Below are 21150 nucleotides of genomic sequence, written 5' to 3'. Positions count from 1 at the left end.
ATGCTGCGCTGGCTCGCCGCCCTCTGTTTCGCGCTGCTGCCGCTGCTCGGCTGGAGCGCCAACGAGGTGGCGCTGCCGGCGCTGACCGAACGCGTCACCGACCTGACCGGCACGCTGTCAGCCGAGGATAAAGCCGGGCTGACGGCCAGCCTAGTCTTACTGGAAAAAGACAAGGGCGCGCAGATTGCCATCGTGCTGCTGCCAACAACCCAGCCGGAAAGCATCGAGCAGTTTGGCATCCGCCTCGCCGAAGCCTGGAAAATCGGCCGCAAGGGCGTCGATGACGGGGTGATCGTCATCGTCGCCAAGGACGACCGACGCATGCGCATCGAAATCGGCTACGGGCTCGAAGGCGCCATTCCCGACGCCATCGCCAAGCGCATTGTGGCCGAACAGATGGCGCCGCGTTTCCGCGAGGGCGATTTTGCCGGCGGCCTGCGGGCCACTGTGGCGACGCTCGACAAGGTCATTCGCGGCGAACCGCTGCCCTCCCCCGCGGTGCACACCGCCCCGAGCGGCGCTGATTCCGGCGATGCACTGACCTTCCTGCTTATCATCTTCTTCATGGCCGGCGTCATCCGCTCGATGTTCGGCCTGCTCGGCTCGCTGGCCGTTTCCGGCGTCGCTGGCTGGCTGGCGTGGACGCTTTTCACCTCGCTCGGCCTGGCCGGCGGCGCCGCGCTGGTCGCTTTCGCGCTCTCCTTCATCCGCCTCGGCCGCGGCGGCTGGCAATCCGGCGGCGGCTTCCCCAGTGGTTTTGGCGGCGGCTCGTCGGGCGGCGGCGGATTTTCCGGCGGTGGTGGCGGCTTTGGTGGCGGCGGCGCTTCGGGGAACTGGTAAATCATGCTGAGACGCCTGCTCAAACATCTCTCATCGCCCGGCTGGTGGGCCAGACGCGCCTTCCGCGCCAACGATCTGGCGGCCATCGGCGCGGCGGTCAAGGCTTCCGAAACGAAGCAGCGCGGCGAAATCCGCATCGCCATCGAAGGCCCGCTACCGCTCCGCGCCCTGCTCCGCAAAGAATCCTGCCGCGACCGCGCGGCAAGCCTCTTCCAGTCGCTCGGCGTGGCGGCAACGCGCGAGGCCAACGGCATCCTCGTTTACGTTCAGTTGGTAGATCATCAGGTCGAAATCCTCGCCGACCACGGCATTTCTGCCCTCGTCTCGCCAGCCGAATGGGAAGCGATCTGCCACCGCATGGAAACAGCATTTGCCGCCGGGAACTACCAAACCGGCATGGTGGACGCCATAGAGCGCATCACGGCCCTGCTTGCCCAACACTTCCCGGCCACCGGCGACAACCCGAACGAACTGGACGACGCGCCAACATTGCTTTGATTTTCATGGGCGACATCGAACAGACACGCTTGGCCCGATCATCAGAGGTGCTCCCATGCAAGAACTGGAACTGAACAAGGCTTTCACCCTGATCGAATCAGGACCGGTCGTCCTCGTCACCACCCATGACGGCAAGAAAGACAACATCATGACCATCTCGTGGACCATGGTCATGGATTTCACCCCGACGTTTGCCATCACCACGGGCGAATGGAACCACTCCTACGCGGCCTTGCGCAAGCATCGGGAATGCGTCATCGCCATTCCCACCGTCGACCTGCTCGACACGGTCGTCGGCATCGGGACATGCTCCGGAGCAGACACCGACAAATTCGTCCGCTTCAAGCTCACACCAGTCCCGGCCAAACTCGTCAAGCCGCCCCTGATCAAGGAATGCCTCGCCAACATCGAGTGCAAGGTCATCGACATCATCGAAAAGCACAACATCGTCGTACTGGAAGCAGTCGCCGCCTACATCGACGGCGAACGCCAGGAAAAGCGCACGGTTCACGCCGTGGGCGACGGCACCTTCATCGTTGACGGGCGAAAGATCGACCGAAAGAAGATGATGGCCGCCAAGCTTCCGCCGGGAGTTTAGGGTTTATTGGCTTGGCCCGCCGGCTCGAGTCGGCCAGGAGCCGCCGCTCGAAGAGGTAATCCAATTTCAATAGGTAGGGCCTCCAGAACCCCTGGCGAACGGCCGGTATTCGGTGAGCAAATTTGCGACTGCACTGCCTCGACCCGGCCACAATCTTCCATTGTGGTGCCAAATCCCAAGCATCAGGATGGTAGCTGACTCAGCTTACGTCTTTGATTTAGAGCTTCAGGCGCTCGGCTCTCTCATCGGCCTGAGCTGTATTTGTGCATCAAAGCGCGAACGCCTGCAATGGCCTGACCTACCGTAGCCCAGAAGTTTATCCTGAGGCACCCTCATCGATTTCCCTCCCAGAAATACGCCCTTGCACAGCGATTCAAGGTTGCAATGTCCATGCGGCCAACGCCAAGGCTTATCCACCTTGCCATGCGACTAATTGTCGCACTATAAGAAAACTCTAATTTAATGCTCTATAACAATTGAAGGAGGTTCATCAGTTAGTTGTTTTCAAGGGAGCAAATCATGAAATCGTCCAGAATCATTACCCTGCTAATCGTAGCGTGCTTCTCGTTAGCTGGAACCGTGGCCGAAGCCAGAGGCGGTGGCGGAGGAGGTATGGGTGGTGGCGGAATGGGTGGTGGGCAAGGAGGCGGCCAATCAGTTGGCGGCCAGAATCGCGGAGGACAGGCAGACCAAACTCAAACTCAAACTCAAACACGCGACCAGAGCCAGGACCGTGTAAGAGATCAAGAGCGTACTCAAACCCGAGATCAGGAACGAATTCAGACTAAAGATCAGGATCGCATCCAGTCTCGTGACCGCATCCATACCCCCACAACCCCACCTGCTTCAAACTAGCGTTGTCTTCTCTATAGGAGAGCAATAACGAACACGAACAGCGTAAAGTAATACTACCTACGCTGGCTCGGATTGCTTTCCTCTGAAGCACAGGCTGTCGCGAAGCTAATTTGTGGCAGCCTGTTGATGCCGTATCCGGGTCATATTGAACATCGTCGCACCTAGGATAATTGCCGAAAGTTGATCATGCAGACAAAGTTCATCACCGCCCTGGTCATCGGACTATTGCTGATTGGTAGCTCTTCGGCACGAGGCCCTTGGCGGGCCAGTGAGTCGAACACCCGAGGCTGGCAACTCATGAGTCCGGAGGAGCGGATCGAGCACCAAGCAAAGATTCGCAGCTTTACCAAGCTTGAAGATTGCCGAAGTTATCAGGTCAGCCATCACCAGTTGATGGAAGAGCGAGCCCAGCAACGAGGCTTGGCCATGGCGGGTGGCGGACAAGATATCTGCGATCACCTGAAGACTGAGAAGCCGAAACCCTGAAGCTTTATCTGATCGATACGATAGCCATCCATGCACCTTCTACGCTTTCTGTCGATCCCGTTGCTGATCCTAATCGCGACAGTCGTTCCGGTTTTCTGGGCCCTGCCCGATGGGCTTGGACTGGCGCGTAGCTTAGGTATTGTTTTGGGTTGGGCCGGTTGCGGTCTTCTGCTTGCCAGTCTTTTACTGATGCTTAGGGAAAGCCGCTTGGCCGAAGGCTTGGGTGGGCTGGAACGAATGTATCGCTGGCATCACTGGGCAGGCATGGCTGCCTATGTTTTGTTGCTGGCGCATCCGCTGCTTCTTGCCGCTGACGCCTGGCCGAATGATCGACAACTGGCATGGTATTCCCTCTCTCCCTTCAATCAGGGATGGCCGGTCTGGCTCGGCTGGCTATCGCTACTCCTGCTGATGGCAGGACTGGCGCTCACCTTCGAGAAACGTATTCCCTATCGAGCCTGGCGCTGGCTGCATGTCGGGCTTGGGCTTGCGGTGCTGTTTGGCTTGCTGCACTTGGTTTTGCTGGGTATCGACGAGCCGGTATGGCCGATTCTGGTACTTGCAGCCTTCTTTCTCGGTTGGCGTATCGTGAGGGAGGATTTTGGCCTTGCCGCCCGGCCCTTTATCGTACAAGCCGTCAAAGTGGTTGCCAAAGACATGGTGGAGATAGCACTCAAACCCTTGGGCGAAGTCGTCGCCGTAAAGCCCGGTCAGTTTGTACTGGTTGCTTTCTTTTCAGGGCCCACATTCAGAGGCTGCGGTGAGTTTCATCCGTTTACCGTCAGTGCAGTCGGGGCTGGCGGTGAAATGCAGATTGGTGTGAAAGCGCTGGGCGATTGCACCCGGAAAATTCAGTCCATTGAGTCTGGCGTCATGGCACGTGTGCATGGCGCCTTTGGGGAATTTCTGACTGATCGTTCGTTGTCGCCCCAACTGTGGGTTGCCGGCGGCATTGGCATTACGCCGTTTCTGGCGCAACTTCGGGCAGGGCCGCTCAGTCAGAAAACGCTTCTCTTGTATCTTTATCGGTCCGATGCCGATGCCGCATTTTTGCAAGAAATTCAGGCATTGGCGACAAATGACTCGAACCTCTCCCTTTGCGCTGTCGCAACTGGCAAGGATGTTCCTGATTTGAATACGATCCTGCCCGACGCAACTACCCTTGCACAACATGATTGCTATCTTTGCGGCCCGCCCGGCCTAGTTGCCGGCCTCAGAAAGGCCTTGAGCGGCAGAGGTATTTCTCCCCGCCACATCCACTTTGAAAACTTCGAGTTCCGATAATGCGCCAACTCTATCTCTCTTCGACTGTATTGTTCTGGTTGCTGGTTACAGCGTTCTGGGCGGGAAACCTCTGGCTGCCGCCGGCTGAGCAAAGCCTTGCCATTTCGGCAGAGAAAGTCTATTCAAAGGCAGATCTTGCCAAGCATGCGACAGCGGACAACTGTTGGATGGCAATTCGTGGAGGAGTCTATGACCTGACCGCGTATTTGCCTGGACATCCATCTCCACCAGAGGTGGTATTGCCGTGGTGCGGCAAAGAAGCAACTGAAGCCTACAATACAAAAACAAAAGGACGCCCACATGCGCCGTTTGCAGACGAGTTGCTGAGCAAGTACAAAATTGGAAAGCTTGCTTCCGAAAGGCCGTGATGACTATGGCAATGCCCATTATTCTCCGTTCAAGCGGCAACAAGCCTCAGGTTATGAAGCTTTCCAGGCTGCATATACGACCATACAATTTTTGCTACTAACCCTAGCGCTGATACGCAAGTTTGTTGTGGCCAAGAACGACAGATGAGCGAACGAGACGCCAGTGCCGGCTTGGGGAGCGATGACGGGTGGCCCGCTTGGGCCTGTCATAAGGTAGGTCTGGGCACGCTCACTGCTGTGGGGAACGACCGCTTCCGGGGGGGGCGGAACTTCATTGACCGCTTTTCGGCGATGAATCCTAGGGTATAACAGTCGCTTCGGTGCCCTCTGCGGACGTAGCCAGATTTGGAAAGCGGTCGTTCAGCAACTGTTAAGGTCAGGATCGCTGCGCGGGTTTATCGAAGCGACCGGTTTTTAGAGGGATTAGAGCGGGCATAGCTTAGCCGTTTCGTTCCAAGGAGGCCCCCAACCGGACGCAGCCACTCGCCACGCTCCATCTGTGTTACCGACGGTAATCACGTTGATGAGGCGAACGTTGTCTTTGCAGCCCACCGCGTAAAAACCGACACTTCCATTTGGATTGGTCTTTTGCTCCGTGATTTTTACTATCGTCGGAGCAGTGCTGCGTAAACAATCAAACATTTGTTCTTTCAACTCTTCCTTCATTTCGGGTAGCCAGAAACTAGAGTTCTTGTACGCCACAAAATCACCTTTCAGCAGTGATTGGTGCCACGCCATGAACGCGGCGATTGGCGGGCTAGATGGGCTAGGCAGAAAGAGGGGCGGGTATTTTTGCTGCGCGCCTACGGGGACGCTTATGAGCATGCAGAAGCAAATGGCGAACGTTTTTACCGCGTTCATTCATACCTCTTGGTTCGTAAGAGTAGGGATAAGACCTAACGAATAACGTTTATCTGCCGACGCGGACGAGTTTGATGAGGAAAGTGACTCAGGCTAATTTACTTCATTTGCCCAGTGAATAATGGGTTTGAGCACAATTTCCACCGATCAATAATTTGCTATTGCAAACCAATAGCTTTAAGAATAAATGCTCTCTCACTCAAAGTATTCTCTCCTGTTAGTCCACAAGCACGTTTATTTTCCGTGTCGGTTACATAGCGTAACTGCGCTAGTTCTTCATTTGTACGTTGGTCAATAACAGTCAGCTCGTAGTTTACGACGCCCTGTGATCCCAGAGCCTTTTGCAATTCTTCTTCTGGACTCATTTTGAATTTGACGAGGACATCGGCCGTAAGGGCATCAACGCCATATTCCTTTTCTGCTTTTGGGTGGCGAGTATATCGGTGACCAAAGGCGTTGGGCCCAGTTTCAGTGAATTCGAGAGATGGATGATTTGGCCGATTATCGTAGCTGAGGGATGAAATACGCGAACCCCAAGAGACGCTGAGCGACGTAAAGTGAGGACGAAACTTTGTTTCATTGTAGTAAACGATGGAATGGACTGGTAAAGCGGGTGCTTTTATATATTTCGCACCGGCGGTCTTGCACTCGGAACTGAAAGTTTCTGCGTCAGGGATGACAAACAAAACTGCATGGCTCCCGATCGAATACACGACAAACATCGCAGAGACAAACGGCATTGGCAATGCCAATACAAAAGCTGACTTAGGCCCATTTCCTTCATTTGCCTTCTTAATGACGTAGAAGATTGCGCCTGCGTATGCGAGCAATAACGGGCCTGCGGTTATGTATATACTTTCCGTGCCTCCTGTCATGGCGAATACCAAGCCCATGAAAGAGAACAAGAGTCCTAAAACGGTAAAGCCGGCATATGCGAAGAAAGGCATTGTGCTCTAACAGTAACTCAACGGTCCGAACGGGCTGCATATTGACAATAAGAAAACACGCTTATTCCAAACAACTGCTTGATTCATTGTGGGTTCGCTCAGGTAATTATTGAACACAGATATCTTTGAAGGGATCTCGCTGCCCTAGAGAAAGGGAAGTGGTACAAACCAATACAAAATGGGCACGATCCCCAGACCTTGATACCTCGACTTCGGCGAAGAGCCGTTTGTTTGTTCCATCTACTGATACGGTGTATCTGCTGGGTAGAGTAGATTGCGGATTCAATCTGTAGGACGAAACATTCACGTATTTGATGGCTCCAACCTCCTGCAATACGTCTTTGTGATCCTTTGTGAATTCTGCTACTGCATTCTTTTCCATTTCGATTGTTCTGTTGGCATACGCGGGGTCGGGGAAACCTGGCTGGCAGGGGCGAGAGCGCATCTGTGAGTACATTTGCTCAATCTGCGGCGCTGCTGCTTTGGCTTTCTGTTCAATGTCGTCTTTTTCTACTCGCAGCTTGGTTCTTAGATCGCGGAAGCCAGAGTAAATCTTCTCGATCTGAGCATTATTGTCATCAGCACGGGTTCCTTCTTTCATTGAGTTTGGCGTAGCTCTGTCCCACTCCAATACTCGATCAAGCTGGCGATCAAGCTTCAGAACATCTTGGAACGCATAGTTGTTTATTGGTGGGCCGACGGTCATCAACATGACTTGTAGTAGTTGGCCGCGGTCACCCTTCTGAAAAGCAAGCTGGTATCGGACACGAAGTTGTGCAACGTAGAACCAGAATACGGCGTCATCTTTTTCACCAGACTGAAACAGGATCAATGCTGGAGAGAACATTTCCAAAGGTTCTTGAAGTGTCTTAGGGTCATTCAAGATTTCCTTCGCTGCTGATAAGGCCACCCTAGGGTCGCAAGACTTCAAGCGCTCTTTAGCTGGAAGGCTGTCGTCCGCGAAAGAGAGCGAGAAGCAAGCGACAGAAACAACGATCAGTAATGGCGTCAATAGTTTGCGAGGCATGGCTATGAGGCCAAACAGTGTTTACACGGACACTGGGGTCCGCATAACCATTGATATTGTTGACGCCGAAAATGCTGCTCTAAGTTCATACCGTTCAGTCACTTGGGATATTGGCTGTCAGTATAATAACTCCAGTATGCCAGACGAGTTTTCAATTTCGCCCTATGGGACAAAAGCATTGTGTATGTCCGCTTATAGGATGAATTCCTGACTGGCCGCTTCTGGCCGATAGGGTGAGGTCGCCAACGGCAGCTTCGTGGCAGTCCAGTTCGAAGATATTGGGTTTGGCTGACTGGCTGCAATCGGGAAACCGCAACGGCCGTTTTGGGCACGAAGCGGAAGAGGCAGAAGACTCAAAGCAGCCCCCTGAGCCAGCCCGTTCATATCCTGAAACGAACGCCGGAATCAGCTTTCATCCCAATTCCAATCAACTCAGCTGGCCTGCAAATTGATGATTGACATCGCGATGCGTCGCCTCATCGGCGCGGACTGCGATGATGACCTCGCGCAGGCGTGCGTCAGCCGCAAGTTTCCAGTATTCGATGGCGATGGCGGGGGCCGGGACGTTGGCGTAGGTGCCGTTGTCCACGCCGGCCAGATAGGTGGTGTAGCTGGTGACCGCTTCTTCCTCCAGATAGCCGACGACTCGATGTGCCGTTGCTGGAGACAGCAGATACAGCAGAAAATAGACGTTGTAGAACGCACCTTGAACGAGCAGGATGAGCAGGCGTTCAAAGCGCGAGGGCTGGGCGATGGTGATGAAGGTCATCAAATGCATGCGCTCGTTTTCTGCTTCGTCGAGCAGGGTGCGGATCCAGCCATGGTCGGATTCCATGCGGCGCAGCGATTTGAGGTGCTGGAGCGATCCGCCGACCATGCCGGGCACCGCGGCGATGGTTTCCAGAATGACGGCACGATGGCCGTAGCGTCCGGCAAAAAAAGCATCGACAACAATGCGCAGGAATTTGACGAGCCGATAGGCCAACCTGTCCCGCACATTTCGGGAACGTGGTGTTGCAGTTCTTTTGCGTGGTCAGGCGCGAGAAAGAACTTGTCGATGTTGCCTGGAGGTTGAAGGCATTCATTGCGTGTTGCATTCAGCATTGCTATCTCCTGAAGCCGCTTGAGTCCGGTTAGCTGATTATTTCAACAAGTCCGTTGCGGCTCAGTTCGATTGGACACACAGCAAGGCAGTTGATGGTGCGGTAACAACTTGCGGTTTTATGTGCGCTCGCGCACCGAGTTGTCGCGTTTGTTGCGGGCAAGATGAAGCCATGACGCTTCGAGGCGACTCGCCTCCGTGGTGCCGGACATGGATTGCTTGTTCAATAATTTCACCGGTCTTTGTCTGGCATGGCCTTCACTGTCAATTCAGGAATAAACCATGAAACCAAACATTTTGTTGTTGCCCGGCTTGCTCAATGACGCGAGCGTTTTTACCGACCAGGTTGCCGCCTTGTCGGCAATGTCTACCGTCGAAGTGGGCGACCTGAGCATTGCGGAAACGATCCCCGAGCTCGCCGCCAGCGTCCTCAAGTTGGCCTCGGCCAAGCATTTTGTGTTGCTTGGCCTGTCACTTGGCGGCTATGTCGCCTTCGAAATCATGCGCCAGGCACCGGAGCGGGTGTCCGGACTGGTCCTGATGGATACGACGGCGCGCCCCGATACGCCGGAGGCCAGCGCAAAACGGGAAGCGCTGATCAAGCTGGCAGCAACCGATCTCGATGCGGTGACCGAACAGCTGCTGCCGCTTCTCTCGCATCCCGATCGAATAAACCAGCCCGCCGTGCGTGGCGTCATCCAATCGATGGCGAGCAGTCTGGGCAAGGAGATTTTTGAGCGTCAGCAGCGGGCCATCATAGGTCGCCCCGATAGTCGGCCGACGCTGAAAAGCATCACCTGCCCGACGCTGGTGATCTGTGGCCAGGATGACCAGATCACGCCACCGGAATTAGCGAAGGAGATGGCCACCGGGATCAAGCATGCCAAGCTTGAGCTCATCGCCCAATGCGGCCATTTGGCAACGCTTGATCAACCGGAACTGGTCTGCGGATTGTTGCTTGACTGGATCAAGGACAAAAAATTCTGACCTTTGCGTGATTCAAGTGAATCTGAACTGGAGTACCAATGGAAGCCCAAACACACTCGATGGCTAACCTGTTTGCCCAGCTCGGGCTGTCGACAGAGCCGGCGGATATCGACAAATTCATCACCGAACGGCGTCCCTTGAGCAAGGGAACCACGATCTGTAACGCGCCATTCTGGACCGAAGTGCAGAGTCGCTTTCTCAAGGAAGAAATCATTTGGGATGCCGACTGGGCGGGCGTTATTGATGAACTGAATGCCCGTTTATCCAAATAATTTCCAGCACTGCCGGGATGCTCAACTGCGGCGAGATATCGTGCCTTCCACGGTCAACCGGGAAAAATAGCCAAAATTGAAATCCGGCGGACGGTCGCCCAATCGTCCCTTGCCGCCCGGTTCAGGCTAAATCGCGGGCATTACGGTTGCCCAGAAACTGAGTACCGCAAAGCAGCCCGACATGCCGGAAAGCGCCATTGCCAGCGGCTGCATCGATTTCATCTTGCCCCCCGAAGACATTGCCGGGGAAATCGGGCGAATTGCTCGCGCTGAATAGCACCAGCCGTTGGATTTCGGGGCCGGCTTCTGTGCGCGCTGCCATACAGAGCGGCACCGAAGTGCGGGGTAAGGTGAAGCCAGATGGACAACACGGATTGCCCACCGCCCTACGCGAAAGGAAACGCACATGAACAACATTATTTACATCGTCGGACTGGTCGTTGTCGTCATCGCCGTCATGTCATTTTTTGGCCTGCGATAAACAGTCTTGATTCCCGAGTGCCCGGCAACCGCCCGAGCGCTCCGGATGCAGCATCGCCAGCAACACGGGTATGCCGGCCCCGTCGGCTCCCCAACATTTACCAGGCCGGTCGCCAAAGGGTGCGCTGGCGCGCCGATTAGCCAAAGCGCCCGGCCTAATCTCTCCAACTCAGGTGCCGGATTGCATTTCGGCACAGCCGCCCTCAATCAATTTCATTCTCAGGAGTATCAAATGAACGGATTGCTTGAACCTGATGCGACCAGCTTTGGCCGCATCAGCCAGTGCTACGGTCAACCGTAAAAAACGGCCAAAACTGAAATGTGCAGCCCGGGCAAAGGTCTGGCCTGGCTGCAACTGTCGGAAGCCCTGCCGCTGCCCGGTGTACATATGGCTTCCCACATTGAGCTGACGCTCAATCATTGATGAAGAACATCACCGAAAACCGTGTATTCGCCATCCTTGCGATCGAGGCCGGGCGCGTCGTAAAGCACCAGCCAGCTCGGCGTGTGCGAGGCGAGTTCAGGCGGTAATGCGCAAAGCGCCTCCGCCCGATTGGTGCCGTGGCCGTGGGGCAGGGAAAGCAACTCGATCAGGGTGGCCTCAAAACGTACCGGTTCCCGGTTGGCTGCCAGCAGGGACTTGGCGTTCGGCCACTTGAAGACACGGATATCGCCATCCAGCACCATCGTCGGCCCGGCCAGGATGTAGAGGTCATCACCGGAAAAGTGGAGATCGCGTATCCCGAGTCCTTCCAGTTGCAGAAAATGCTTGCGGATCAGGCAGTCGCTGCCATCCAGAGGCGCCAGCCGCAGTTCATCGCCCTTGGTTTCGAGCGCAATCTCCAGCAGCGCAGACCAACCACGCAACACCGGGCCGCGCAGTCCGAACAGCAAGCGCTTGCCGTCCACAACCAGCCCTTCGATATCCAAACCATTGTCTTTGCCGGGAATGCCCATGTACGCTCCGAAATGCGGATCGTCCGCCAAAGCCTGGGTGAGCAGATTCGACTCGACATCCCCTTTCAGGCGTCGCGCCCGGCGACCATCTTTCGCCTCCCGGACCAGACAGGGCTGGCCGTCGTCACCCGTTTCAATTGGCAAACAGGCCAGCAGGCGGCGATTGCCATCGAGCGTCACCTTGGCCAGCCGCTTGGCGTTTTCGGCGTTGTCCAGCTTGCTCTTCGCATTCTTGCGCTTGAGCCCATGCGAGCCCACCACCCAAAGATAGCCGTCAGCCACCGCCATGCCTTCCAGGTCGGCTTCCTCGTCCGCTGCACCGGGCAAGTCCAGTAGTTCGGACAACGGAAAGCTCAGCCCATCGCCGAAGCGCAGCAGTTCGCTTCCCGACGGATCGAGGCGGCGCAGGCGGTCGATGCCACAGGCCTCGTCACCGGCAACCCACAAGCATTCACCGGAAAACGCGGCGCCGGAAAGGTTGGCCTGAACCAGCGCGCCCGGGGCGAATTCAAGACGAATGGCGTTTTTAATGCGTTTGCTGGGCATGTTGGATCTCTTTTCTGAAGGGTGTTCTGGCCGGGAAACAAAAGCCAATCGGCAAGCATCCGACTCAACCTGGACCAATGTACCACCCCGTTCAGCAACGGCTGTTTGGCTTGCCAAGCAGGCAAGACTGCCCGTTTGAATTTTGGCCATTTTTTCCGGTTGACCATGGCAATCGTCATCAACCTCTACCAATCCTGACCTGAGTTCGCTGGCGCACAGAGGCCACCTGCATGGTGGCGTACTTTCCAGACTTCGCTACGCGCAAACCAACAGGAGAAACATCGCCATGCTCAAGTCACAGGAAGGTCAACACATCCCCCAGGTCACCTTTCCGCTCAGGGTTAATGGCGCATGGGAGAAAGTCGGCAGCGATGCCCTCTTCAAAGGCAAGACTGTCGTGCTGTTTGCCCTGCCCGGCGCCTTCACGCCGACCTGTTCGAACATGCACCTGCCGCGCTACAACGAGTTGGCCGGGACGCTCAAGGAGAATGGCGTCGATAGCGTGATCTGTCTGGCCGTCAACGATCCATTCGTGATGGAAACCTGGCAGACCGCCCAGAAGGCCGAGAGCATCTATTTCCTGCCCGATGGCAATGGCGAATTCAGCGCCGGCATGGGGATGCTCGTCGACAAGTCGGATATCGGCCTGGGCAAGCGGAGCTGTCGTTATTCGATGCTGGTCAAGGATGGGCTGATTGAAAAAATGTTCATCGAGGCGGAAGAGCCGGGCGATCCTTTCAAGGTTTCCGATGCCGATACGATGCTCGGTTACATCAATGCCAAAGCCGTGCCGCCACCCCGGATCACCTTCTTCAGCAAACCCGGGTGCCCGCATTGCGCCCGCGCCCGCGAAATGCTCAACAAAAAGGGCGAGCGCTTCGAGGAAATCGAACTCGGCAGCAACGGCGTCAGCTACAGCTCGCTGCAGGCCGTGAGCGGCCAGGGGACGACGCCGCAGGTCTTCATCGACGGCGAGCACATCGGCGGCGCCGACGAACTGGCGGTCTGGCTAGCCAAGACAAAATGACGCCGATCCACGTCGATGTCGCCATCATCGGTTCTGGCACCGCTGGAACGGCCGCCTATCTGAGCGCCCGGGCTCATACCGAGTCGATCCTGCTCATCGAAGGCGGCGACTACGGCACGACTTGCGCGCGTTCCGGCTGCATGCCGAGCAAATTGCTAATAGCGGCGGCCGAAGTCGCGCACCAGGCGCGCCATGCCGATCGCTTCGGGATACAGGCCACGGACCTGGTGGTCGACGGCGCGGCGGTGATGGCACGGGTGCAGCGCGAACGCGATCGTTTTGTCGGATTAGTCCTGGCCTCGGTCGATGCCATGCCGAGCGGCGTCCGGTGGATGGCAAAGGTCAGTTTTCAGGACGCCAATACCCTGGTGACGCCCAAGGGCCAGTTGATTCACGCCCGTCGCATCATCATCGCCACCGGCAGCAAACCCACCTTGCCGCCATTGCTGCAAGGTCTGGACAAGCACTTGCTGACCAGCGAGAACGTTTTTGAATTGCCGACCCTGCCGAAAAGCCTGGCCGTTTTCGGCACCGGGCCGCTCGGCATTGAATTAGGGCAGGCGATGAGCCGCCTGGGCGTCGAAGTCAAGATGTTCGGCATCGGCGGCGGCATTGCCGGCATTCGCGACACCGGGATGCGCGACTACGCGAACAAGATTTTCAATGACGAGTTTTATCTCGATGCGGATGCCGAGGTCGAATCGGTCAGCGAAACGGCGACCGGGGTTGCTGTAACTTACCAGCACAAGGACGGGTCCCGGATCGTCGAGGAATTCGACTATGTTCTGGCGGCGACCGGTCGGGCGCCGGAGCTTGCTGGACTGGCGCTGGAAAACACCGGACTGCAACTCGACGACCATGGCGTGCCGCTGTTTGACCGCTACACGCTGCAATGCGGCGACAGCACGATCTTTATTGCCGGCGATGCCAGCAACGATATTCCCCTGCTGCACGAAGCCGCCGACCAGGGGCGCATTGCCGGCGACAATGCCGGACGCTATCCCAACGTCGTGCCCGGCCGGCGCCGCACGCCGCTGGCCATCGTCTTCTGCGACCCGCAAGTCGCCTCGGCCGGCATCGCCCTGAAAACGCTGAACCAGCACTTCCTGGGCCGCTTCGCGACAGGCTGCGCCTCCTTCGAGGATCAGGGACGCAGCCGGGTCATCCTGCGCAACAAGGGCATGCTCAAAGTCTATGCCGAGCTCAACAGCGGCGTGTTTCTGGGCGCCGAAATGTTCGGCCCCGGCGCCGAGCACATCGGCCACCTGCTCGCCTGGGCGGCGCAACAACGCCTGACAGTCGAAGAAATGCTGGAAATGCCGTTCTATCACCCGGTCCTCGAAGAAGGCTTGCGCACCGCCTTGCGCGACGCGAAGCATCAACTGGACTCCGGTTCGGCGGTAGTCGATCAAGGCATGGATTGCGGGCCAGGCGGCTGATGGGTCGTCAATGACAGATTGCAGATTTCAATTTTGGCCAATTTTTCCCGTTGACCGTAGCATTCCCATTCAGCCGTTCGGAGCCTGCTCGAAGCTCCCAAAATCCCCGTCGCCCAGCGCGATATTGACCTGCCGAACGATCGCATGGCTCGGCCCGCGCCGCGCCCAGGCGATCAGCTCGATCACCGCCATTTCCTCGCCGACGGCCATCGCCTCGACCCGGCCATCGGCTAGGTTGCGCACCCAGCCGACGACGCCGAGCGACCGCGCCTGCTCGACCATGGACCAGCGATAGCCGACGCCCTGAACCCGCCCTTCAATCGTCAAGTGACGCCCGATTCTTGCCATTTTTCGCTCCTCGCCAGCCCGCTGCAGATACCGCCATCTATACCAAAGCTCAGGGCAAAGTGCTAGATTGGCGGGCTTGCCAGACCGCGCTCCCGAGAGAAAGGCGCGGCTAGGCAAGCAGCATCGCAAAATTCTGCGCCCCAGGCGCAACAGGGGAATAGATGTCGTCACATAACAAACAAGCCTTGCCGGCCATTACGGTCGCTGCCATCGGGGTCGTCTTCGGCGACATCGGGACCAGCCCGCTTTACGCGCTGAAGGAAATCTTCAACGGCCATCACCCGATCCCGGTCACCCCGGAAAACATCCTCGGCGTGCTGTCACTGGTCTTCTGGGCGATTGTCGTGCTGGTCACCATCAAGTACGTGCTCATCATCATGCGGGCCGACAACCGCGGCGAGGGCGGCTCGCTGGCGCTGCTCGCGCTGGTCACCGAAAAGGCCAAGAACCCGCGCCTGTCGTGGATCGTCACGCTGCTCGGCATCTTTGCCGCCGCGCTGTTCTACGGCGACAGCATGATCACGCCGGCCATCTCCGTGCTCTCCGCCGTCGAAGGTCTGGAGATCATCACGCCCGATTTGAAACCCTACGTCATCCCGATCACGCTCGGCATCCTGACCGGCCTGTTCTTCATCCAGAAGCACGGCACCGGTGCCGTCGGCAAGCTCTTCGGGCCGGTCATGGTGGCCTGGTTCGCCATTCTGGCCGTGCTAGGTGTGCTGCAGATCGCCAATAACCCGGCCGTCCTGCTCGCCCTCAACCCGCTGTTCGCCACCTTTTTCATCGCCGAACATCCCGGCCTCGCCTTCCTCGCCCTCGGCTCGGTGGTGCTCGCCGTCACCGGCGGCGAAGCGCTGTACACCGACATGGGCCACTTCGGCCGCTTCCCGATTCGCCTCGCCTGGTTCGGCTTTGTCATGCCGGCGCTGGTCCTCAACTATTTCGGCCAGGGCGCCCTGCTGCTGGTCGATCCGCAAGCCATCGCCAGCCCCTTCTTCCACCTCGCCCCCGACTGGGCGCTGATCCCGATGGTCGGACTGGCCACCGCCGCCACCGTCATCGCCTCACAGGCCGTCATTTCCGGCGCCTTCTCGGTGGCCCGCCAGTCGATCCAGATGGGCCTGCTGCCGCGCATGCAGATCATCCACACCTCGGGCATGGAAGAAGGCCAGATCTACGTGCCCTTCACCAACTGGTCGCTCTACCTGGCCGTCGTCGCGCTGGTCATCGGCTTCAAGAATTCGTCGAATCTGGCTGCTGCCTATGGCATTGCCGTCACCGGCACGATGCTGATCGACACCATCCTCGTCGCCTTCGTCATGGTCCTGCTCTGGAAATGGAACAAGCTGCTCGTCGCGCTCGTTGCCGGGTCGCTGCTCGTCGTCGACATCGCCTTCTTCGCCGCCAATGCGATCAAGATCCCCGAAGGCGGCTGGTTCCCGCTGGCCATGGGCGTCGTTTCATTCACCGTGCTGACCACCTGGCGGCGGGGACGGCGCATGGTCTCCGACGAAATGGCCAAGCAAAGCATCCCGATGGATGACTTCCTGCAATCCATCGACGATGTGCACCGCATCTACGGTACGGCCGTGTTCATGACCAGCGCCAAGGACGGCGTGCCGCCGGCCCTGCTCCACAACCTCAAGCACAACCAGGTGCTGCACGAGCGCGTCGTGCTGGTCACCGTGCAAACGATGCAGACGCCACACGTCAACGACATGGATCGCATCTACCTGCACGACATGAAAAAGGGCTTCAAGCGCCTGATCATCCGCTACGGCTTCATGGAAAGTCCCGACGTGCCCGGCGCACTGGAGCAATGCGGCCGTTTCGGCGAGAGTTTCGACATGATGGACACCACCTTCTACCTGTCACGCGAAACCATTGTCCCGTCGATGTCCCGCGGCATGCTGCCGATCCGCGCCCGACTCTTCGCCATCATGTCGAAGAACGCGACGAGCGCCAGCGACTTCTTCCATATCCCGACCAACCGGGTGGTCGAACTCGGTACGCAACTGGTCATCTGAACGCCATCGACGCCCTGTCCCGCCCGGCAGGGCGTTTTTCACTGGCGCATCGCTGCCATATCAGCAAAAACTGAAACTAGCGCAGATCAAGGTTGTCCGAGAAGCAAGCGGCAACAATCGCCTGATCAACCATTTCCGGATACCCGCATGAAGCGCCTGCTCTCCCTGCTTTTCGCTGCCAGTTTCGCCTTTCCGGCGTTTGCCGAGGTTCAGAGCTACGACCGGCCGATCCACGATGCGGCGCGAGCCGGCAACGGCGACGACGTTCGCCGCCTGCTCAAGGCCGACCCGAAACAGCGCGAAGTGCGCACGGGGCAAGGTTCGACACCCCTGCACCTGGCCGCCACCAACCCGGATACCACTGCCATGAAAGCGCTGATCGCCGCCGGCGCCGACGTCATGGCCCGCGACAACGACGGCGCCACACCGCTGCACATGGCCGCCTATTCGAGCCGGGCCAAAAATGTCCAGATCCTGCTCGAAGCCGGCGCCGATCCCTTTGCCAAGACCGACAACGGCCGCGACCCCGGCTCGATGGCGCGCAAGGTCAAGGCCGACGAAGCAGCCGGCGTCCTTTCGCTGTGGGTACTCAAGGGCTGCCAGGCAGGCAAGCCATGCTGAAAGCCATTCCGCTGCTGCTCGCCCTGTTGGCGGGTAGCACTGGCGCCGAGCCGGCAGCACCGCTGCCTTCCGTCGAAGTGTTCACGCCGACGGTCTGCCTGACTTGCATCGAATGGGCCGAACACCTGCGCCAGAACGGCTTCCCGGTCAAAATGACACCAACGGTCGACATGGATGCACTGAAACGCCGCCTCAAGGTGCCGAAGGACATGGAATCGGTGCCCAGCGCGCTGGTTGCCGGCTATTTCATCGAAGGCCATGTGCCGGCCGAGGATATCAAGCTGTTGCTCAGCGAAAAGCCGCGCGCCCTTGGCCTTGCCGTCCCCGGCCTGCCGCAGGGCGCCCCGGGCCGCGAGTTCTCCAACCCGACCTGTGAAACGGCGTGCACGATGCTCGACAAGGAAGGCGTCGAACAGCCCGTCCGCCGCGAGTTTTTCGAGACTTTTCTGGTTGACCGCAAGGGCAAGCCATCCCGCTTCGCCCGCCACTGAAAGGCGCATGCCGATTCCGACAGACCGCCACCAAATGCGCCGGGAGTGCAATAATCAGCGTTTTTTCAACGCCCACCTCCAACTCCCGATTGCCTCAACTTGTCGCAGCCCGCCCACTCAAAGCCAACATCCATCAATTCACGGCAATCAGCCTCTCGTTTTCTTGGCTGGCTAATACTGAGCGTGCTCGTCCTCAACGCCGTGATGATTTCCGTCAGTGTCGTCAATCTGCAGAACCACCAGAAACGCACGGTGGAGCAGGTGGTGGGCACGACCGGCAACCTGGCAGCCCTGCTCGAACTGAATGTGGCCGACGCGGTCCGCCGGGTCGATCTCGGGCTTCTTGACATTGTCGACGCGCTGGAGGGGCGGCTGGCAGACGGACGTGTCGATGCCAATCAAATCGAGCAGATGCTCAACATGCACCTGCTGCGCCATCCAGCCGTCGATGGCTTCCGGGTCAGCGATAGCCAGGGCAAGGTCATCTGGGGCAAGGGGGTTACGCCCGAAACGATGGTCAGCTATGCCGACCGCCCGTTTTTCGCCGAACACCAGCTCAAGCCGGGCCAAGACCTGATCGTTTCCGAGCCGATTTTGGGGCGCGTATCAAAAATCTGGGTTGTCGCGCTCACCCGCTCATATCGAAACGCCGACGGCTCTTTTGCCGGCGTTGTCACTGCCGCGTTCAATCTTGAACATTTCATCGGTTTGCTGTCCACGCTCAGTCTGGGTGAGCACGGATCGGCAGTCATCCGCCATCAGAACGCCGCCTTGCTGGCGCGCTTCCCTGCTATTGCCGGGCCTTCAGGGCAACCCGGCAATAAACAGGTTTCGCCGGAATTCAAGGCCCTGCTTGACTCGGGAAGCGCAACCGGGATGTTCCACAAAGCCCAGACACCGGATGGCATCGAACGAACGTACGCCTTTCGCCGCGTACCGCAGACGCCCTTTCTCGTGACCGTTGGCATGGCACCCGAGGATTATCTGGACGACTGGCGCATCGAACTGCGCAATGCGACTTTGCTCATTCTCGGATTTTTTGCGGCGACGGTGCTTGGCGCCTGGCTGTTGCGGCGCTACTGGCAAAAAATCCAGAATCAGACCTTGTTTCTCCATACGCTGATCGAGAGCGTCCCCGTACCACTCTTCTACAAGGACGCGAACGGTCTTTATCTGGGCTGCAATAATGCCTTCGAGGAGTCCCTGGGCAAGCATCGCGACGACATTATCGGCAAGACCGTTTTTGACATGGCGCCGCCCGAAATTGCCCAGCGCTACAAGGAAAAGGACGACGAGCTGTTCAGCCAGCCCGGCACCCAGACCTACGACTGGTTGACCGTGAAGAATTGCAAGGAACGCAACGTCATCTTCCACAAAGCCACTTTCCGGCGCATTGATGGTGAAGTTGCCGGGCTAATCGGGGCGATCACGGATGTCACCGAGCTGAAGCAGGCCCACGCCGAGCTGCAGGCACACCGCGACAATCTGGAACAACTGGTGGCCGAGCGTACGGCACAGCTGCTGCAGACCAAGGAAGCGGCCGAGGCAGCCAGCCTGGCCAAGAGCACCTTCCTGGCCAACATGAGCCACGAGCTGCGGACCCCGATGAACGCCATCCTCGGCATGACCGGGCTGGCGCTGCGCAAGGCCGAAGACCCGGCGCTGCAGAATCAGCTTGGCAAGATCGATTTCGCGGCCCATCACCTGCTCGGCGTCATCAACGACATTCTCGACATCTCGAAAATCGAGGCCGAGCACATGCAGCTCGAGCAGATCGACTTCCGGATCGGTGAAATCCTGGAAAACCTGCGCAACCTGATTGCCCAGCGGGCGCTCGACAAAGGACTGCGACTGGACATCGAGCCCTGCCCCGAGATCGGCGGCCAGACGTTCAAGGGCGATCCGTTCCGGCTTGGCCAGATCCTGCTCAATCTGTCAGCCAATGCCATCAAATTTACCGAGCAGGGCACGATCACCGTCCGCATTCATCTGTCGGAAAGTGGCGCGAACGATGCCGTATTGCGCTTCGAGGTCATCGATAGCGGCATCGGCATAGCGCCGGAGGATCAACAACACCTGTTCAATGCCTTCGAACAGGCTGACGGTTCGATGTCGCGAAAATACGGCGGAACCGGCCTGGGCCTGGCGATCAGCAAGCGGCTCGTGAAAATGATGGGCGGTGAAATCGGTGTCGACAGCGTGCCGAATGTCGGCAGCACCTTCTGGTTTACGGTGCGCCTGCAGAAGCATGTAAACGATGCCCGACCGGTCGCCAGACAACTCCGGATTTCGTCTGAAACCACCCTCAGGGAACGCTACTCGGGCACCCGGGTATTGCTCGTCGAGGACGAACCGATCAACCGGGAAGTGTCGATGAGCCTGCTCGAAGAAGCGGGGCTCTCGGTCGATCTGGCCGAAGATGGCGAAGTCGCGGTGGCGATGGCCAGCCAGACTCAATACGCGCTCATTCTGATGGACATGCAGATGCCCAGAATGAACGGCGTCGATGCAACGCGGGCCATCCGGGCCTTGCCCGGCTATGCGGAAACGCCCATTCTGGCGGTCACCGCCAATGCCTTCGAGGAAGACCGCCAGATTTGCCTCGCGGCGGGCATGAACGATCACATCGGCAAACCGGTCATCCCCGATCTATTGTTCGACACCTTGCTCAAATGGCTAAGCAGCCGCCCCCTCACCTGATACCGATCACCATGGAAAAGACTCTCCCGGAAAACCACCCCGACATGATCCGGATCGTGCAAGCCGCCCATCGCGACATTCCAGCGAAACCACCGAAGGGCCAGGCCAACTCGCTGGCCAATGCCCTCGCTTCGGCCTTGGGCAACGCCCCGGGCAACGACGAAGATCTCGAGAACATCGAGTTCCTGGTATACGTCCTGTCGGTCAATCGCGCCGCCGGCGACATTGACGACGAAGCTTTCGCACGGCTGTTGCAGCGCATCGAAACCCGGCAAGGCCGGGCCGAGCTGACGCGGCAATTCACCGAGGAGCTGGAAGCGGAACACGGCTACGAGGACGAGGACTGACCCGCCGGGGAGTACTCACCGTCATCAAGCACAACAGCAGCG

General features: G+C 58.1%; 23 protein-coding genes. 16 read left to right on the top strand and 7 right to left on the bottom strand.

Annotated elements, in window-relative coordinates; all coding sequences use genetic code 11:
* From KI613_RS06570 to KI613_RS06545, 6 genes are all read left to right on the top strand, one after another.
* Complete coding sequence (locus KI613_RS06570; protein ID WP_226404408.1) at window positions 1-840, top strand: TPM domain-containing protein; 840 nt, start codon at window positions 1-3, stop codon at window positions 838-840.
* 3 nt (window positions 841-843) lie between these two features.
* Window positions 844-1338: a TPM domain-containing protein gene (locus tag KI613_RS06565; RefSeq protein ID WP_226404406.1), complete on the top strand. Its 495-nt coding sequence runs from the start codon at window positions 844-846 to the stop codon at window positions 1336-1338.
* Between the two features lie 55 nt (window positions 1339-1393).
* Entirely contained in the window at window positions 1394-1936 is a 543-nt protein-coding gene (locus tag KI613_RS06560) for a flavin reductase family protein (protein WP_226404404.1), read from the top strand.
* Between the two features lie 1041 nt (window positions 1937-2977).
* Window positions 2978-3277 carry a hypothetical protein gene (locus tag KI613_RS06555; RefSeq protein ID WP_226404403.1) on the top strand — a complete coding sequence of 100 codons (300 nt, stop codon included), beginning with the start codon at window positions 2978-2980 and terminating at the stop codon, window positions 3275-3277.
* 30 nt (window positions 3278-3307) lie between these two features.
* The gene (locus KI613_RS06550; RefSeq protein WP_226404401.1) at window positions 3308-4561 is read left to right on the top strand and encodes a ferric reductase-like transmembrane domain-containing protein; all 1254 of its coding nucleotides are present in this window, start codon (window positions 3308-3310) and stop codon (window positions 4559-4561) included.
* On the top strand, window positions 4561-4929 hold the full coding sequence (locus KI613_RS06545) for a cytochrome b5 domain-containing protein (protein ID WP_226404399.1): 369 nt from the start codon (window positions 4561-4563) through the stop codon (window positions 4927-4929). The genes KI613_RS06550 and KI613_RS06545 overlap by 1 nt, the downstream gene beginning before the upstream one ends.
* Window positions 4930-5352: 423 nt before the next feature.
* Here KI613_RS06545 and KI613_RS06540 read toward each other — a convergent pair whose 3' ends face one another.
* The 4 genes from KI613_RS06540 to KI613_RS06525 form a co-directional block, all read right to left on the bottom strand.
* Window positions 5353-5790 carry a hypothetical protein gene (locus KI613_RS06540; protein WP_226404397.1) on the bottom strand — a complete coding sequence of 146 codons (438 nt, stop codon included), beginning with the start codon at window positions 5788-5790 and terminating at the stop codon, window positions 5353-5355.
* 158 nt (window positions 5791-5948) lie between these two features.
* Window positions 5949-6737, bottom strand: a complete 789-nt coding sequence (locus KI613_RS06535; protein WP_226404395.1) for a hypothetical protein — start codon at window positions 6735-6737, stop codon at window positions 5949-5951.
* A 106-nt stretch (window positions 6738-6843) separates the two neighbouring features.
* Entirely contained in the window at window positions 6844-7764 is a 921-nt protein-coding gene (locus tag KI613_RS06530; protein ID WP_226404394.1) for a hypothetical protein, read from the bottom strand.
* Window positions 7765-8191: 427 nt separating this feature from the next.
* Window positions 8192-8749, bottom strand: coding sequence for an alternative oxidase (locus KI613_RS06525; protein WP_404826990.1), 558 nt, complete (start codon window positions 8747-8749; stop codon window positions 8192-8194).
* Window positions 8750-9148: 399 nt separating this feature from the next.
* Between KI613_RS06525 and KI613_RS06520 the strand changes: the two genes are divergently transcribed.
* From KI613_RS06520 to KI613_RS06510, 3 genes are all read left to right on the top strand, one after another.
* Window positions 9149-9853, top strand: coding sequence for an alpha/beta fold hydrolase (locus tag KI613_RS06520; protein ID WP_226404392.1), 705 nt, complete (start codon window positions 9149-9151; stop codon window positions 9851-9853).
* Between the two features lie 38 nt (window positions 9854-9891).
* Entirely contained in the window at window positions 9892-10125 is a 234-nt protein-coding gene (locus KI613_RS06515; protein WP_226404391.1) for a DUF2789 family protein, read from the top strand.
* 181 nt (window positions 10126-10306) lie between these two features.
* Window positions 10307-10402 (top strand): hypothetical protein, encoded by a 96-nt coding sequence (locus KI613_RS06510; protein ID WP_404826989.1) that lies wholly within the window; start codon window positions 10307-10309, stop codon window positions 10400-10402.
* A gap of 372 nt (window positions 10403-10774) precedes the next feature.
* Here the strand turns inward: KI613_RS06510 and KI613_RS06505 are convergent, their stop codons facing one another.
* The gene (locus tag KI613_RS06505; RefSeq protein WP_226404390.1) at window positions 10775-11026 is read right to left on the bottom strand and encodes a hypothetical protein; all 252 of its coding nucleotides are present in this window, start codon (window positions 11024-11026) and stop codon (window positions 10775-10777) included.
* Window positions 11023-12108, bottom strand: a complete 1086-nt coding sequence (locus KI613_RS06500) for a DUF3616 domain-containing protein (protein ID WP_226404389.1) — start codon at window positions 12106-12108, stop codon at window positions 11023-11025. The genes KI613_RS06505 and KI613_RS06500 overlap by 4 nt, the downstream gene beginning before the upstream one ends.
* A 286-nt stretch (window positions 12109-12394) precedes the next feature.
* Here KI613_RS06500 and KI613_RS06495 point away from each other — a divergent pair, with 286 nt between their 5' ends.
* Both KI613_RS06495 and KI613_RS06490 read left to right on the top strand, forming a co-directional pair.
* Window positions 12395-13135: a glutathione peroxidase gene (locus KI613_RS06495; protein WP_226404388.1), complete on the top strand. Its 741-nt coding sequence runs from the start codon at window positions 12395-12397 to the stop codon at window positions 13133-13135.
* The gene (locus KI613_RS06490; protein WP_226404387.1) at window positions 13132-14574 is read left to right on the top strand and encodes a dihydrolipoyl dehydrogenase; all 1443 of its coding nucleotides are present in this window, start codon (window positions 13132-13134) and stop codon (window positions 14572-14574) included. The genes KI613_RS06495 and KI613_RS06490 overlap by 4 nt, the downstream gene beginning before the upstream one ends.
* Before the next feature lie 69 nt (window positions 14575-14643).
* Here KI613_RS06490 and KI613_RS06485 read toward each other — a convergent pair whose 3' ends face one another.
* Entirely contained in the window at window positions 14644-14922 is a 279-nt protein-coding gene (locus tag KI613_RS06485) for an acylphosphatase (protein WP_226404386.1), read from the bottom strand.
* 161 nt (window positions 14923-15083) lie between these two features.
* Here KI613_RS06485 and KI613_RS06480 point away from each other — a divergent pair, with 161 nt between their 5' ends.
* The 5 genes from KI613_RS06480 (at window position 15084) to KI613_RS06460 (ending at window position 21108) form a co-directional block, all read left to right on the top strand.
* Window positions 15084-16949 carry a potassium transporter Kup gene (locus tag KI613_RS06480; protein WP_226404385.1) on the top strand — a complete coding sequence of 622 codons (1866 nt, stop codon included), beginning with the start codon at window positions 15084-15086 and terminating at the stop codon, window positions 16947-16949.
* A 147-nt stretch (window positions 16950-17096) separates the two neighbouring features.
* Window positions 17097-17570, top strand: coding sequence for an ankyrin repeat domain-containing protein (locus KI613_RS06475; protein WP_226404384.1), 474 nt, complete (start codon window positions 17097-17099; stop codon window positions 17568-17570).
* On the top strand, window positions 17564-18061 hold the full coding sequence (locus KI613_RS06470; RefSeq protein WP_226404383.1) for a DUF411 domain-containing protein: 498 nt from the start codon (window positions 17564-17566) through the stop codon (window positions 18059-18061). Before KI613_RS06475 ends, KI613_RS06470 begins: the two co-directional genes overlap by 7 nt.
* Window positions 18062-18244: 183 nt before the next feature.
* Window positions 18245-20761, top strand: coding sequence for an ATP-binding protein (locus tag KI613_RS06465; protein WP_226404382.1), 2517 nt, complete (start codon window positions 18245-18247; stop codon window positions 20759-20761).
* 11 nt (window positions 20762-20772) lie between these two features.
* Window positions 20773-21108, top strand: coding sequence for a hypothetical protein (locus KI613_RS06460; protein WP_226404380.1), 336 nt, complete (start codon window positions 20773-20775; stop codon window positions 21106-21108).
* Window positions 21109-21150: the final 42 nt, after the last annotated feature.

It is taken from the genome of Ferribacterium limneticum (genome assembly GCF_020510585.1).
GTDB lineage: Bacteria > Pseudomonadota > Gammaproteobacteria > Burkholderiales > Rhodocyclaceae > Azonexus.
Note: the sequence above shows the minus strand (reverse complement) of the source record. Positions and strands in the feature narration are given on the sequence as shown.